This window comes from Rubinisphaera italica (assembly GCF_007859715.1).
Lineage (GTDB): Bacteria > Planctomycetota > Planctomycetia > Planctomycetales > Planctomycetaceae > Rubinisphaera > Rubinisphaera italica.
This window is the reverse complement of the sequence record NZ_SJPG01000001.1, coordinates 3663596-3677904: the sequence shown is the minus strand read 5'-3', so window position 1 is coordinate 3677904 and position 14309 is coordinate 3663596. Positions and strand designations below refer to the sequence as shown.

The window sequence follows — 14309 nt, the reverse complement described above, 5'->3', positions numbered from 1 at the left end:
CTGTCCCTGATTGATTTCAAAAGAGGTGGCAGAGTTCCAGTTGAATGACGACAAAAGACAGGCCCGGTCGCCCCACCCTGAAACAGTGATGGAGCGGAAATTTCGTGAAATATCGAAAACAGGTCAAGATTGATTCAAGCTATTCATGTCGATAACCGCAGTTCCTGCAAAACTCAATGAGCGATTTGCCCTGTTTCTAAGGCGTTTTAGCGTTTTTTCAGTCAACTTTAATGAAATTTCTGCTTTCTGATGGTCATAATCAATTTGCCCGAGAATTGTAAAAAGCACAAGTCTCATATTGAACGCTGCCGATGTAAGTGTTAGCCTATAAACACCTTCCGCGCTTCCCACCAGATAAACAGGGCCACCTACCATGCTGAATATTGCCGGCCGTAGTCATAAACTTTGCGATGGAATTTCTCGTCGAGACGCTCTCAAAATAGGGGGCCTCGGGTTGGGCGGGCTCAGTTTGCCGCAACTGTTACAGGCAGAATCGCGTGCGGGGCTTGGGAAGTCTCAAAAATCGATCATCATGATTTACATGTGCGGAGCTCCCTCTCATCAGGACATGTACGATCTGAAAATGGATGCCCCTTCGGAAATTCGCGGCGAATATCGGCCTATCGAAACCAGCGTCCCCGGCTTGCAGATTTGCGAGCATTTGCCAAATCTGGCTCAGGCGATGGATAAGTGCGTGCCACTTCGTTCGGTTTATGGTTCTCCTAACGGAGCCCACGATTCGTTCATTTGTTATACGGGACACACCACGCAAAATCAGCCTCCCGGCGGCTGGCCTTCCCTCGGTTCCACCATTTCCCGCGTCCAGGGTCCAACGAACCCGGCGATTCCTGCATTTGTCGGACTCTCTCCCGATACAAGACATCCTCCCTATGGATCGCCCGGACATCCCGGATTTCTCGGCGTCGGCCATGCCGCTTTCCGACCTTCTGGCCCGACTCGTAAAGATATGGTCCTCGGTCAGGTCGATAGCAATCGCCTTTCGAGCCGCAAGGAGTTGCTGAGTTCGCTCGATTTAATCCGCCGCAATATGGATGCCTCGGGCACAATGGCCGGTCTCGATCTGCTAACTCAGCAGGCCTTCGATATCCTCACTTCCAGTAAACTGGTCGATGCACTCGATATTTCCAAGGAACCTCAGGAAGTCCGCGATCGCTACGGCAATCAGGGCAGTGAGAAAAACTATGGCGATGGTGCCCCGACGAATCCCGAGCATTTTTTGATGGCTCGTCGACTTGTTGAAGCCGGTGCTCGCGTAGTGACCCTGAATTTCGGCCGCTGGGATTTTCACAGTAACCATTTCAATGGTATGAAGAAAACACATCTACCTCAGTTCGATCAGGCGTTGGCCGCTCTGATTAACGATCTTCACGAACGGGGCTTGGCTGATGATGTCGCCGTGGTGGCCTGGGGTGAATTCGGTCGCACCCCCCGCATCAATAAAGATGCCGGCCGCGATCACTGGCCCCAAGTCGGCGGAGCCTTGCTGGCTGGCGGCGGCTTCCGCACCGGACAGGTTATCGGCGCGACTGATCGCCTCGGAGCAGAAATCACTGAACGCCCCATCCACTTCGGCGAAGTCTTCGCCTCCCTCTATAAATTCATGGGCCTAGATCCCCACGCCATCACATTGGATGATTTCTCAGGCCGCCCACAATATCTGGTCGATCAACAACATCATGCGCTGCCGGAGTTGATGTGAGAATGAAAGATGGAAGTACCAGCCAGTGCTGAAATTTGTGACTCAGAGTTTGACGGCGACATCAGAATCAAGGGATATCATAAAAAGCAACGTATATTTAATCTAGCTGATTTTTACGTTCGCCGCAATTATCGAAATCGACTCTCACTGTTACTTGACAGATTTCAAAATCTCCTAAATTCACATGAGTCCTTAATCGTCTTTAAGGCGATCTGGTCGAATAGAACTCTACTGCCTTGGTTGCTGGAACGGGGAGTGCATCCCGATTGTCGAATGGGGAAAAACTGTAACACTCCATTGATGCAAGCAGCGTCTGATGGGGATATCGAAACGGTATCCATACTTATTGCCTATGGCGCAGATTGTAATGCCCGAAATCAGGTTAATGAACTTCCTCTTGGCTTTGCATGCACTTGGAAGCAATGGGCAGCAGCCGAACTACTGATTGACTCCGTTGCAGATGTCAACGGAATTGAAGACGATTGGGGAACACATCTGGATGTCATGCTGCGTTGTGAATGTTCAATCGGAATTAATCTCCTTCGTTCCAAAGGAGGACTTATGCAAAGTGAACTTTTCTGATCAACAACTGTTGATTGCCTTCGAGCTAAGTTTTGTAGGGTGCGTCCTGACGCACCTTGCTATGATTTCAGAGTCCAATCAACGATCAGTTTCAGGCGATCTCAATATGCTCCAGTTCAACGGTGGAACCAACTAAACTGGTGTTAAGACGGCGTTCTAACTTCGAGTGAATGGTGCGTCTAGACGCACCCTACTGCACTACTGCACTGATTAGGCATAATGAAATTACAAAGTATTCACCTTCACGATAAGTCTGGAACGTTCGTTTGACTAAGTAAATAGAGTTCCTCTTAATATCAAAACATCCCATTTTCATTTGCTGAATCTTCTGGCACAGTTTGAAGAACGTCCCAGTGTTCGACAATCTTGCTGTTATCGTCCAGGCGGAAAATATCGATGCCTGCCCAGTCAGAGCCTCCCGGCCAGATTTGGTGGCAATGCAGTACAACATAATTCCCTTCAGCGATGACCCGAACGAACTGGACTTGCTTGCCGGGGTATTCTTCTGCCATTCGCACGAAGTATTCAATGAAAGCTGCCTTGCCATCAGCCACTCCAGGATTGTGCTGGGTGTAACTCTCACCCACATACTTCTCTACAGCCTCAGCAGGGCGGCACTGGTTGAACATCAAGTCGTAAAATGCTTTCACATTTTGTTTATTATCGTCAAGTCGATCATTCATCTCTTTGATCTCCAAAATAGCTATGCAGGATGGGTTAGCAAAGCGTAACTCAACGATTGTGAATTGATCATAATGTGTGTTGGGTTAAGTCTGCGGCTAACCCAACACACATGGCTATTTTCTGAGTCTGTTTATTCAGCTGTATAAATTTTACCCTTAATTGAATCCCTTACTAACGTCCCCCGTTTAACGGGCTGGAAAGGCGATTTCTCACAAAGGGAATTGTTGATTCTGACGTCGTGAACATGAAAGCTTACGGTAAAAACAATGTTCTGGGGGTTTTCGAACGCAGTTTCATCTTCCTGCAGTTCCTTAAGATTCATGAAGACCGATCCCGTTGGAAAATAAACTTGCTCTTTATCGGGGATTGATGTGTATTCCACAGTCGATTTCGATTCGAACAACTCACCTCGTCTTTGTACAACAGAAGTCGGCAAATAATTAAACTTCGGATCGCACTTCAGCATCCAGCGTTCGGCCAGATGAGGAAATCTAGGTTTGTTCTCCTTAAGGCCAAGCAGGACATACCGGCTTCCAGTGTTAGGGTCGATCTCTTCACTTGAAAATTCGAGGATCCAATTGGTCAATGCGTCAGTCATTCGACCGATACCGCTTTGAGCCCCATAATCACGCGGGTCAACAAGTGGCATACCGCCGATCGATCCGTCGTCCATACTTGTGCGGACTATTACCGGTCCGGATTCAGTGTCACTCAACATTGACTTGGGCATGAAGATTTGAAACTCTTCTCCATTTGTGGCAATCACATTTTCGTGGTAATTCCCTAAATACGATTCTGCTCGTAGATTATTACCACATAAGACAACTTTGCGGATGGGATCCGATGTCTGAGTCAGTCGGAATTTTTCATATTCGGGATCGACTCTCGCTTCAACCAACTTAAAATCTCCGATATCGATGGAGTCCTCTGCTGTTGACTCGTCTAAATTCAGTGTAATTTTCCATTTGACGGTGCATTCCAAGCCCCCTAACGACGCATGGTTGGATTCAATCGCATTGGATACTAATGTTCGAAGTTCGTTATTGGGCGTACCGGCTGGCAAACTTGAACTTTGCGAATCTTGAGAGAACACATGTTGAGAGAAGTGGCACGACATGCAAATGAGCATGCACGTTATTGATCCAAGCCGACACAAATGATAAAGATTCATCGCCTACATTCCTTTGTAAGATGAAGCATTCGTTAACCCAACGAGAGTGAATTAATCGTAGCTTTTGTTGGGTTACGCCTGCGGCTAACCCAGCCTACCTGATTATTATCCACCGTTCAAATTTTCCGTCAAATACTCCACCAAATCCGTTGTCATTTTGCTGCGGGGGACGACGAGGTGGCAGCCGGCTTGGCGGGCTTGTTTGAGGCGGGTGACTTCGACGTGGGAGCCGAAAGCGATGACTTGCAGGTCGGGATATTGTGCAGTCAACTCGGCGACTTCGCCGAGCATGGATTCGGCTGAGTCGAGATCGATAATCCACAAGCCGATTTGTCGATGTTCTAATTTCTTGTGAATCGCCGTGATATCGGTCGCGACATGCACCGACTTGCTTAATGCGGCGGCGGTATCGACAATGCGTGTCGTGAAAAAAAAATCACTGCTGGAGAGCAGGCCTTCGGGGCTGGTTGGCTGATCGTCTGTCATGATTGATTCTTCTGATTCGATTCCCGTGATTTGTCCTGCGGACTACGATTTCGATCGTCCCAGGGAATATCAATCGAGCGGACAAACACAAACCAGGAAAGAGCCCCGATTGTAATCGTAAACAAAATAACAAAAATCGGCAGCCAGAGAGCAGCAAGCGTTTCCATATCGCAGAGCCTGATTCGGTATTAAAAATGGTGTTGGTGTATAAATATCATATCAGCAATCCTGCTTCGAGTGCTATAAGATTCTGCTGCTGGCGAATTTGACGCACTCGTAATTTTGAACCGCGGATGGACGCAGATAAACGCGGATCAAATTCATCTGCGTATATCCGCGTTCATCTGCGGTTCCATTCTCAAGTTGAAACAAAGAGATAACACCTAAAGAATTGAAAATGTACTCAACGACTGAACTGGATACCGAACAGACGATAGCCGCGATTGCTTCGCCGCCCGGGGCAGGGGGGCGAGGGATTATTCGGATCAGTGGTGTCGACACGCTTGAAGTTCTGGCGAAGTTTCTGAGTGAGGCTCAGCCTGAACTGGAGATTCACCGTCGGATTGCTCAGCGTTATTGCTGTTCGATTCCTTTTGGTGCGTCCAAAGCTCCGTTGCCTATTTCATTGCTCGTCTGGCCGGGGACGAAAAGTTATACAGGACAGCCGACGGCTGAGATTCATACGATTGGATCGCCGCCCATTCTGGAAAGCCTGCTGACTAAACTCTATCAATGGGATATCCGTCCTGCGCGTCCCGGCGAATTTACGATGCGATCGGTGCTGGCAGGGAAAATGTCTTTACTGCAGGCGGAGGCGGTGTTGGGGGTGATCGATGCGGAGTCGGAACGGGAGTTGGATCAGGCGTTAACTCAGCTGGCGGGAGGCATCTCGAGCACAATGCGAACGATGCGGGATACTCTACTTTCGGATCTGGCCGATCTCGAAGCCGGGCTCGACTTTGTCGATGAAGATATCGACTTCGTCAATCGGCATGATTTTCTGCAACGCCTGATCGGAATCGAAGCGGAACTGGCTGCGATGTGCGAATCGGCAGAGCGACGCATGTTGAATCGGGTTCATTTCCGTGTTGTGCTGGCTGGTTTGCCGAATGCGGGGAAGAGCACTCTGTTTAACTGTCTGGCAGGTCAACAAGCCCTCATTTCCGATATCGCGGGCACTACCACAGACTATCTCTCGGCTACCGTCACGCATTCTGGAATGCAACTGGAAATTCTCGATACGGCTGGTTGGGAACTGGATCAATCGGGCATCTCTCATTCAGCGCAAATCCATCGGCAGCAACAGGTTGCCCAAGCTGACCTTATTCTCTGGTGCAGTTCTGCGAATTTGAGTACTGAGGAACAGGTCGATGATGAAAATCGTTTCTCAGAGTTGATGACTGTAGAAATCCCCGTGGTCAGAATCAGGACCAAGGAGGATTTACAGGGAGAATCGCCGTCTGGACAATGTGAAATTGCGGTCAGTGTCGAAAAGAATACGGGAATCGAGGAAGTTTGGCAGCTGATTGCTGACCGATATGAATCGCGAAAAAGCCAGAGGAGTGAATTGCTGTCTTCGAGTGCTGCTCGATGCCGGGATGCTCTGGAACGGGCTCGATTGAATGTTCACTCTGCTCGATTACTGGCAGAAACGACTGCAGGGGATGAATTGATCGCCGAGGAGATTCGTGGAGCTTTGCGTGAGTTGGGAATGATTCTCGGACAGGTGCATACGGACGACTTGCTTGATATTGTGTTCAGTCGATTCTGCATCGGGAAGTGAAATCGCTGTTTGTTTATGCGTCACTTTGTCGCAAAGGCTCTATAGACAAGTCCTTGCGGCTTGATATTGACCGTCAGATCGGGAGAATAAGCTGTACTTGGAATTACTCCTGTGGAAATTACTCATTACCTGTCTGAACTGTGATTTCCAGCCAATTCCATATCCTGCCCCGTAAAATAATGCTCCGAGAAATCGATGTTGAATAGATTTGTCGCTCAAAATTTCATTCCCGAACCAACAACTGCCTCACTCTGGCTGTTACTGGTGTGTGTCGTCGCTGGACTGAGTGGATGTGATCAAGTGGAGAGCGATTTTGTTTTCAATGAGAAAACACAGGAACTTCTCCCCGAAGCGGAAGTGAAAGTCAAAAACACGCTGGTTTCCAGTTTTGGCTCGCCCGCTCAGCCGACCATCCCCGCATTTTTCCCAGTCGATCGTGGTCAAATTACACTGGAAATCGCCGATTTTGATCCAGAAAAGCCAACGGAGTTACTGATCGAGCCTGTCGAAACAGATGTCGATCTGGTGGGTAAACGACTGCAGTTTCTCTTTGATCCTGAAGATCAATTTGATGTCACGATGGAAGCGATCGAAGAAGAACTTCCCGATCCGATTGCGGAATTGGATGGGATTACGATTGCTGCTTATGATGCTGAGTCTGGCAAGCTGACGCTTTCAAAGGCTTTGCCGGATCTGGAGTTGGTTGAGCCGGGGCTGGAATTGGCGGCGAATCCGAATTACAAGCTTCATCAGGGGCAGTTTCTTTACGAGCAACACTGTCAGCATTGTCATGGAGTTTCGGGTTCGGGCGATGGGCCAACTGCTCGATATATGGAGCCGAAGCCGCGAGATTATCGAAAAGGCATCTTCAAATTCACTTCGACAGGTTCACGGGATCATGTCTCAACGGCTGATTTGAAGCATATTTTAATCGAAGGAATCCCCGGTACCTACATGCCCTCCTTCAAACTGCTCTCAGAGGAAAGCCTGGATTTAATCGTTAATTACGTGAAATTTCTGGCGATGCGCGGGGAAACCGAGGGCATGCTCAATGTTGAAGTTGGACTCGATTTCAACAAAAAAGTTCTGGCAGATGAACTCGAAGGCGAGACGGATCCTAAAGAGATCGAAGAGATTACGTCCGACTTCAAAGAGGAAATGAACGAGTTTCTGGCAGTCGACTATCCTGAAATCGCATTCTTTGGACAGTTGGATCTGGCGGATGCCTGGATGGAAGCCGACGATGAAGATGCAATTGTGCACGCTTCCGTTCCTCAGACCGATCCTTACGGCCCTTCTGCAGCGGATCCTTCTCTGACTTCTATCGAAAATGGACGCCTATTATATTTGGGAAAAGATGCTCAATGTGCATCCTGCCATGGAGATGGTGGCAAGGGGGATGGATTTCAAACTCGTCAATTGCAAAAGCGTCCTGATGGAGGGGAATTCAGTTTGCCTGGCCTGCATGATGACTGGCTCAACCCATTAAAGCCTCGGGATTTGACGAGCGACATTTATCGCGGCGGACGACGCCCGATTGATATTTTTCGGCGGTTATACGTTGGCATCAAAGGGACACCGATGCCGGCCTTCGGCGGAAAATCACTGACGGACCAGCAACTTTGGGATATTGTCAACTATGTGATGTATCTTCCACATGAAGACACGATGCCTTTGCCAAAGTTGCCAAAATCGGAAGCCAGCGAGAGTCCTGCTGTTAGTTTAATCGAATAATTATAAATAACCCCTATGCCTGATGGGAGTATTTTGTGAAGCGTTTGTGGTGGATATTTTTTCTGATGATCTGGCCGGTGTTGGCGCTGGTTGTCTGCGCGATGACGCCGGGACTGAAATGGGGATTTCCGGGAGACGGACTTTCCGATTCAACCATCGGCGTCGAGATCGATCACCTGTTTTATGTGATTCTGATCATTTGCACGGTCGTCTTCATCGGGACGCAAGTCGCGATTGGTTACGTACTCTGGACTGCTTCCTCAAGACCGGCAGACCGCCGTGCTTGGTATAGCCATGGGAATCATAAACTGGAAATGATCTGGACGGTTATTCCCGGAATTATCCTGCTGTTTCTTGCATTGTATCAGACACGAACCTGGGCAGGATTTCGCATGAATTCTGCTTATCCCGAAGCCGCGAAAACAAATATTATTGCCGAAGTGAATGCCCGTCAGTTTGAATGGCGAATGCGTTACCCGGCTCCCGGAAAAACACTGGAACGGAAGCCGCAAATCGATGATATGTATCAAGTGAACGAATTGCATGTCCCGGCTGGTACTCCCGTCACAATTCAATTACGAACTCAGGATGTGCAGCATTCCTTCTTCCTGCCGACGATGCGAATCAAGCAGGACGCCGTTCCCGGAATGATTATTCCGGTTTGGTTTGAGGCGAAAGAACCCGGGGAATATCCTCTGGTCTGTGCCGAATTGTGCGGATGGGGCCATTATAAAATGGGAGCGAAAGTCATCGCCCATCCTCCTGCTGAGTACGAAGCTTATATGAAGTCGCTTCATGAAGAACAGTTTGAAGATGGCTATGTTGAATAGCAATAAAAGTAATTTTAAAAGACAGGTGTAGTTCAGGCACTGCCTGACGAAAAGGACGTCAATTTTATATTCTCTCAGGCATGCCTGACCTTAAAATAATTCGCCTGCATCATGCAGGGATCGACAACAAGAACGGAAAGTGAATCTGTGACCAGCGAAGTCCAGACCTCTGGAGAACACGGCGATTCTGGTGATTCTCATGGCCACCACCATGTTGATAATCGCTGGTGGATCAGCAAGTACGTCTTTTCGACCGACCATAAAGTGATCGGTATTCAGTTCCTGTTCTCGACATTGCTCCTGATGCTTGTCGGAGGAGCATTCGCACTGGCGATTCGCTGGCAACTGGCATTTCCGAATACACAAATGCCTTTCGTGAACACGACATTTTTTGCCGAAACGGGCGGTCAGATCACACCCGAGTTTTACACCATGCTCTTTACGATGCACGGAACTGTGATGATTTTCCTGGTCATTATCCCGATTCTGGCTGGGGCTTTTGGAAACTTTCTGATTCCACTGATGATCGGTGCGCCCGATATGGCGTTTCCGAAACTGAATATGATGAGCTACTGGTTCATGTGGCCAGCGACTTTCTGTTTCGGTTTGAGCCTGTTTTATGAGGGTGGGCCTGCTGCGGGTTGGACTTCATATCCAATTCTCGCAGCGATTTATGATGCGGCTCCCGGTTCGGGATTCGCCCAGACCTTATGGCTCCTGGGCATCACGTTTGTCGGGGTCTCCTCGATGATGGGGTCGATCAATTACATGACGACGATCATCAACATGCGGGCTCCGGGGATGACGTTTTTCCGCATGCCACTCACAATCTGGGCAATGTTCATTACCGCGATTTTACAGGCATTCGCCTTGCCTGTTCTGACTGCAGCTGGTTTGATGCTGATCGCTGATCGTGAATTCGGTACATGCTTTTTCGTTCCTGCTGGAATCGTCATCAACAATGCCGAGGCGACTGTCGGTGGTGGGCAGCCACTTTTGTGGCAGCATCTGTTCTGGTTTTATTCGCATCCAGCTGTGTACATCATGTTGCTCCCGGCCATGGGGATGATTTCAGATATGCTTTCCTGCATGTGCAGAAAGCCGGTTTTTGGATATCGCCCGATGATTTATTCGATGTCTGCAATTGCGGGTCTTGGGTTTATCGTCTGGGGGCATCACATGTTCATTTCTGGAATGAACCCGGCCTTGGGAATGACCTTCATGGTGGCGACCATCATGATCGCGCTGCCCTCGGCGATTAAGGTGTTCAACTGGATCGGGACGATCTGGGGTGGGCATATTGAATTCAATACTGTGACTCTCAATGCGGTCGCTTTTGTGTCGATGTTCATCGTCGGTGGGTTGAGCGGGATCTTTATGGCTGCGGTGCCGGTCGATATTTATATCCACGATACTTACTTTATTGTCGCACATTTCCATTACATTCTGTTTGGAGCAACATTATTTGGTATCTTTGCTGCGATCCAGTTCTGGTATCCGAAGATGTTTGGTCGGATGATGAGCGAGCGACTGGGCAAGTTGCATTTTGTTTTGACATTCATCGGCATGAACGGCACCTTCTTCCCGATGCACATGCTGGGAATTGCAGGGATGCCACGGCGATACGCGAATCCATATCTGCATGAATATTTAGAGCATTTGCTGCCGTTGAATCAGTTTATGACTTACTCGGCAATTCTGATGGGGGCTGCTCAGTTTCTGTTGTTGATCAATGTGTTTGGCAGTCTGATCTGGGGTAAGAAGGCTCCGAAGAATCCCTGGAATGCCAACGGACTGGAATGGCAGGCACCTTCGCCACCGCCCCACGGTAATTTTGAATCTCAGCCACTCGTTTATCGAGGGCCTTATGAATACAGTAGTCCAGACCATCTCGATAAAGATTACTGGCCTCAAACCGAGCGGGAAGTTTACGACCCGACACTCACTTCGACAGTGTGATTGCTACCCTTATGTAGGTTGCGTTAGCGAAACGTAACCCAACAAAGAGAATAAACTCCAAATAACGCTCTCTATGAATAACTCACCCGACATCCCGACGCCTTGGATTCATCGCGTAGCCGTGCTGACAACAGCGCTGGCGTTGCTACCGATTTTTCTGGGGGCGATGACGACCACTGCGAATGCCGGGATGGCATTTCCGAACTGGCCGAATTCCGATGAATACACCATGTTCAGTTATCCCTGGCTCGGTTTGATTCAAGATATGGGAACGAACAAAGAGAACTACGATAAGTTTCTCGAACATGGACATCGCCTGGCGGGAGTTGTGATTGGTATCGCTGCCATCGTTCTGGCAGGACTTTGCTGGACTAAACGAACGACAAGCACTTTAACCTGGCTGGGGACGGGAGTTTTGCTGGCGGTGATTGGTCAGGGAATGATCGGTGGATTTCGAGTGTTGGAGCGGATGCCGGAACTTGCCATGCTGCATGGTTTGTTTGCTTCCATCGTGTTTGCCTTGATGGCCATCACGGCTACGGTCGCCTCTTCACGCTGGTCCAATCAGGAAGCGATGCTCTCTGCGAATTCAGTCAAAGGAGCAAAAATTGCTTCGACATTTTTACTTTTTTATCTGCTGATTCAATATGCATTGGGCGGCATCATTCGGCATCCTATGACGGGTATGCGGGCTCCCATCCATGAACATCTTGGATTGGGGATACTCTCAATCGTAGTCGTTGGTATCGTGTCGTTTTTTGAGTTTCGCTCGAACAGTAGTTGGTTGAAGCGGGGCATGGGAATGGTGCTCGGATTGATTGTTCTGCAGGTCCTGATTGGACTGGTCACTTATGCCATGAAATTTGGTGTGCCTTCGATGGGCATTGTGGCAGTTGCGGAATCGGCAGGACAGGTGATTTCTCGAACGGCTCACATGATTACAGGCGTGCTGGTGATTGGTGCGACAGCGGTGCTGACGATTCGAACTTACCGGGTTGGTTATGTGAAAAAATATTCTGAGCTGGCTGTTTTAAGTCAGTCAGCAGCTAAGTGATGTGAAATAAAATTTAAGTGGGTGGCTGGGGTCGAAGCGAAGCGTAGCCCCCAGATGTTAAATAAAACTGAGTGTTTCCAATGAAGCCACTCGAATCGTTTTCTGTTTATAAAATTGGCCTGAAAATAGGCTGTACTTAAGCTCTTTGAGCGATAGAGGAGTTATTGTGAGTCAATATCCGACTCAGCCGGGAAGTTCGCCGGCTAAAGCGATTGCGATTCCAGCTGAAAATGTCTGGAGAGCAAAGCTGACTGATTATATTGAACTGGCTAAGCTGCGGATTTCCGTCATGGTTCTGGCGACGGTTGTCGTCGGCTACCTTCTCGGATCGCGCGGCGAGTTTAATATCATCGTCCTTCTGCATGCCCTCTGGGGAGTGGGACTTGTGGCTGCGGCTTCAAGTATGTTGAATCAGGTATTGGAACGTAGAACAGATGCGTTAATGCCGCGAACGCAGAATCGACCGTTACCGACAGGACGAGTGACCTCACTTGAAACAATTCTGTTTGCCTCGGTCTGTGGGATTTATGGCACGCTGCATTTAATGCTGTTCGTGAATCCGCTGACGGCTTTTCTGACATTGTCGACACTCATCATGTATGTGGCGATCTACACGCCTTTGAAACGCTGCACTTCATTTTGCACAACAATTGGCGCGATTCCGGGAGCCTTACCGCCGGTTCTGGGATTTGCTGCGGCTGGGCATGGATTGACATTAGATGCATTCTGGTTGTTTGCCGTAATGTTCCTTTGGCAGTTCCCCCACTTTCTGGCAATTGCCTGGATGTATCGTGAACAATATGCCAAAGCGGGTCTGCACATGCTGCCGGGACAAATGCCGCGGAAATACGTGACGGGCAGTATGGCTGTGCTGTATGCGATTGCATTGCTGCCAGTCAGTTTAATGCCGGTTTACTTCGGCGTTGCCGGTCCTGTTTATGGGGTTATTGCAGCGGCATTTGGAGTCGCTTATCTGGTGTATTCGATTCGATTTCTGAGGGACGAAACTCGACAGACGGCTCGTAAACTGCTGTTCTGTTCGCTGTTTTACCTGCCGGTTATCCTGACGTCCTTAACAATCAGTTATTTGAATACTTAAGTCACTGTATCTATATTCATAGACGAAGTTATTCAGATATTGCCTAACCCGCAGAACTCTGATCTGCAATATCTATCTGTGTTCATCCGTGGTTCAAATTTCATCCGACCTCGAATTTGGTGCGTCAGGACGCACCCTACGGTTTGACAACAACGAAATCAGCATCGTGAGAATAATTGTATGAATCAAGCTGTTGCCGAGCCGCCGACTCCTCCGAAGATGGGATTGCCGCTGCCGAATTCGAAACTGGCGATGTGGCTGTTTCTCGGTACGGAGATTATGTTCTTCACGGGGTTGATTGGATCATACATCGTACTTCGCTTTGGTTCCCCTGGCTGGCCGACGGATCCGGAAGTGACTCATATCAATGTGATCGCTGGTGGCGTGAATACGTTTGTGCTCATCTGTTCGAGTTTTCTGGTTGTGTTGGCTCACGCTTCAATTCAGGCCGGCAAGATTGGGCGAACGCAGCTTTGTCTGGCAGGGGCATTAATTCTGGGAGGTGTTTTTCTCGGGATTAAGTCGGTCGAGTATCGTGGGAAATTCGTACATGACATCATTCCGGGTCATGTCGCAGAAGATGATGAACAGGCGATGGATAAAGCCGTTCACGAACTCCAGCAGGCTTTCGATGAGTGGACTCACAAGTTGATGCCGGGCGAGGAATCGGCACTGAAGAAAATACCTTTCGTTCAACAGAAGTTGACAGAAGCGGGAGAGAATCCACCGGCTGAGTTGTTGGCCTGGAAGGAATTTAACGATGCCCTGTCGACGATTCGGGATGGAGTTTCTGCAGGGACAGTTGTTTTGGGAACTCATGCAGAGCATTCAGAGTCTGCAGAATACAAGGTTCCATTAACGCTTCCCGTCGCCCTGAGTGAAGGGGGCGTGAATGGAGCCTTGGAATGGTTAAGGCACGATGAACGGTTCAATGAACAGATGGCTCAGGTTCACGATCCTCACCCGATTAAATACGGCAATCTGTTTGCGTCGACTTATTTCTTCATTACAGGAACTCATGCCCTGCACGTGATTATCGGTATGTTTCTGTTTTTAACGGTCTTGATTTGGGGACCAGCCTTGAAAACCTCAGCGGCTACATACGTTGAGAATATTGGACTATACTGGCACTTTGTGGATTTGGTTTGGATCTTTTTGTTCCCATTGATTTACATCATCTGAAATAGTGTTGGTCAGGAACTGCCTG

Annotated in this window: 14 protein-coding genes; 9 read left to right on the top strand and 5 right to left on the bottom strand. The window is 48.8% G+C overall.

Features of this window, described 5'->3' with window-relative positions; translation table 11 throughout:
* Positions 1–123: 123 nt before the first annotated feature.
* The gene (locus Pan54_RS25895) at positions 124–375 is read right to left on the bottom strand and encodes a hypothetical protein (RefSeq protein ID WP_165441774.1); all 252 of its coding nucleotides are present in this window, start codon (positions 373–375) and stop codon (positions 124–126) included.
* Between Pan54_RS25895 and Pan54_RS13695 the strand changes: the two genes are divergently transcribed.
* Both Pan54_RS13695 and Pan54_RS13690 read left to right on the top strand, forming a co-directional pair.
* Positions 374–1720 (top strand): DUF1501 domain-containing protein, encoded by a 1347-nt coding sequence (locus tag Pan54_RS13695; protein ID WP_146504013.1) that lies wholly within the window; start codon positions 374–376, stop codon positions 1718–1720. The genes Pan54_RS25895 and Pan54_RS13695 overlap by 2 nt on opposite strands.
* A 9-nt stretch (positions 1721–1729) precedes the next feature.
* Complete coding sequence (locus Pan54_RS13690; protein ID WP_146504012.1) at positions 1730–2302, top strand: ankyrin repeat domain-containing protein; 573 nt, start codon at positions 1730–1732, stop codon at positions 2300–2302.
* A gap of 296 nt (positions 2303–2598) precedes the next feature.
* Here the strand turns inward: Pan54_RS13690 and Pan54_RS13685 are convergent, their stop codons facing one another.
* From Pan54_RS13685 to Pan54_RS25890, 4 genes are all read right to left on the bottom strand, one after another.
* Positions 2599–2985: a nuclear transport factor 2 family protein gene (locus tag Pan54_RS13685; RefSeq protein ID WP_146504011.1), complete on the bottom strand. Its 387-nt coding sequence runs from the start codon at positions 2983–2985 to the stop codon at positions 2599–2601.
* Positions 2986–3116: 131 nt separating this feature from the next.
* Positions 3117–4157 carry a hypothetical protein gene (locus tag Pan54_RS13680; protein ID WP_146504010.1) on the bottom strand — a complete coding sequence of 347 codons (1041 nt, stop codon included), beginning with the start codon at positions 4155–4157 and terminating at the stop codon, positions 3117–3119.
* A gap of 105 nt (positions 4158–4262) precedes the next feature.
* Positions 4263–4643 (bottom strand): response regulator transcription factor, encoded by a 381-nt coding sequence (locus tag Pan54_RS13675; RefSeq protein ID WP_146504009.1) that lies wholly within the window; start codon positions 4641–4643, stop codon positions 4263–4265.
* Positions 4640–4810: a hypothetical protein gene (locus tag Pan54_RS25890; RefSeq protein ID WP_165441773.1), complete on the bottom strand. Its 171-nt coding sequence runs from the start codon at positions 4808–4810 to the stop codon at positions 4640–4642. The genes Pan54_RS13675 and Pan54_RS25890 overlap by 4 nt, the downstream gene beginning before the upstream one ends.
* Before the next feature lie 230 nt (positions 4811–5040).
* On the opposite strand from Pan54_RS25890, the gene Pan54_RS13670 reads away from it, so the two are divergent.
* From Pan54_RS13670 to Pan54_RS13640, 7 genes are all read left to right on the top strand, one after another.
* On the top strand, positions 5041–6426 hold the full coding sequence (locus Pan54_RS13670) for a tRNA modification GTPase (protein WP_146504008.1): 1386 nt from the start codon (positions 5041–5043) through the stop codon (positions 6424–6426).
* Positions 6427–6621: 195 nt separating this feature from the next.
* Positions 6622–8160, top strand: coding sequence for a c-type cytochrome (locus Pan54_RS13665; protein WP_146504007.1), 1539 nt, complete (start codon positions 6622–6624; stop codon positions 8158–8160).
* A 35-nt stretch (positions 8161–8195) separates the two neighbouring features.
* Positions 8196–8990: a cytochrome c oxidase subunit II gene (gene coxB / locus Pan54_RS13660; RefSeq protein ID WP_146504006.1), complete on the top strand. Its 795-nt coding sequence runs from the start codon at positions 8196–8198 to the stop codon at positions 8988–8990.
* A gap of 111 nt (positions 8991–9101) precedes the next feature.
* Entirely contained in the window at positions 9102–10949 is a 1848-nt protein-coding gene (locus tag Pan54_RS13655) for a cytochrome c oxidase subunit I (RefSeq protein WP_207310139.1), read from the top strand.
* Positions 10950–11022: 73 nt separating this feature from the next.
* On the top strand, positions 11023–12003 hold the full coding sequence (locus Pan54_RS13650; RefSeq protein WP_146504005.1) for a COX15/CtaA family protein: 981 nt from the start codon (positions 11023–11025) through the stop codon (positions 12001–12003).
* Between the two features lie 166 nt (positions 12004–12169).
* On the top strand, positions 12170–13102 hold the full coding sequence (gene cyoE / locus Pan54_RS13645) for a heme o synthase (protein WP_242631322.1): 933 nt from the start codon (positions 12170–12172) through the stop codon (positions 13100–13102).
* 180 nt (positions 13103–13282) lie between these two features.
* On the top strand, positions 13283–14284 hold the full coding sequence (locus tag Pan54_RS13640; protein ID WP_242631321.1) for a cytochrome c oxidase subunit 3: 1002 nt from the start codon (positions 13283–13285) through the stop codon (positions 14282–14284).
* Positions 14285–14309 lie beyond the last annotated feature (25 nt).

What these genes read in the sequence shown, in the direction of transcription:
- Pan54_RS13640 (WP_242631321.1), top strand. Translation starts at nt 13,283, where the DNA reads ATGAATCAAGCTGTTGCCGAGCCGCCGACTCCTCCGAAGATGGGATTG.
- Pan54_RS13655 (WP_207310139.1), top strand. Translation starts at nt 9,102, where the DNA reads ATGCAGGGATCGACAACAAGAACGGAAAGTGAATCTGTGACCAGCGAA.
- Pan54_RS13665 (WP_146504007.1), top strand. Translation starts at nt 6,622, where the DNA reads ATGTTGAATAGATTTGTCGCTCAAAATTTCATTCCCGAACCAACAACT.
- Pan54_RS13650 (WP_146504005.1), top strand. Translation starts at nt 11,023, where the DNA reads ATGAATAACTCACCCGACATCCCGACGCCTTGGATTCATCGCGTAGCC.
- Pan54_RS13685 (WP_146504011.1), bottom strand. Translation starts at nt 2,985, where the DNA reads ATGAATGATCGACTTGACGATAATAAACAAAATGTGAAAGCATTTTAC.
- Pan54_RS25890 (WP_165441773.1), bottom strand. Translation starts at nt 4,810, where the DNA reads ATGGAAACGCTTGCTGCTCTCTGGCTGCCGATTTTTGTTATTTTGTTT.
- Pan54_RS13695 (WP_146504013.1), top strand. Translation starts at nt 374, where the DNA reads ATGCTGAATATTGCCGGCCGTAGTCATAAACTTTGCGATGGAATTTCT.
- Pan54_RS25895 (WP_165441774.1), bottom strand. Translation starts at nt 375, where the DNA reads ATGGTAGGTGGCCCTGTTTATCTGGTGGGAAGCGCGGAAGGTGTTTAT.
- Pan54_RS13670 (WP_146504008.1), top strand. Translation starts at nt 5,041, where the DNA reads ATGTACTCAACGACTGAACTGGATACCGAACAGACGATAGCCGCGATT.
- Pan54_RS13675 (WP_146504009.1), bottom strand. Translation starts at nt 4,643, where the DNA reads ATGACAGACGATCAGCCAACCAGCCCCGAAGGCCTGCTCTCCAGCAGT.
- Pan54_RS13690 (WP_146504012.1), top strand. Translation starts at nt 1,730, where the DNA reads ATGGAAGTACCAGCCAGTGCTGAAATTTGTGACTCAGAGTTTGACGGC.
- Pan54_RS13680 (WP_146504010.1), bottom strand. Translation starts at nt 4,157, where the DNA reads ATGAATCTTTATCATTTGTGTCGGCTTGGATCAATAACGTGCATGCTC.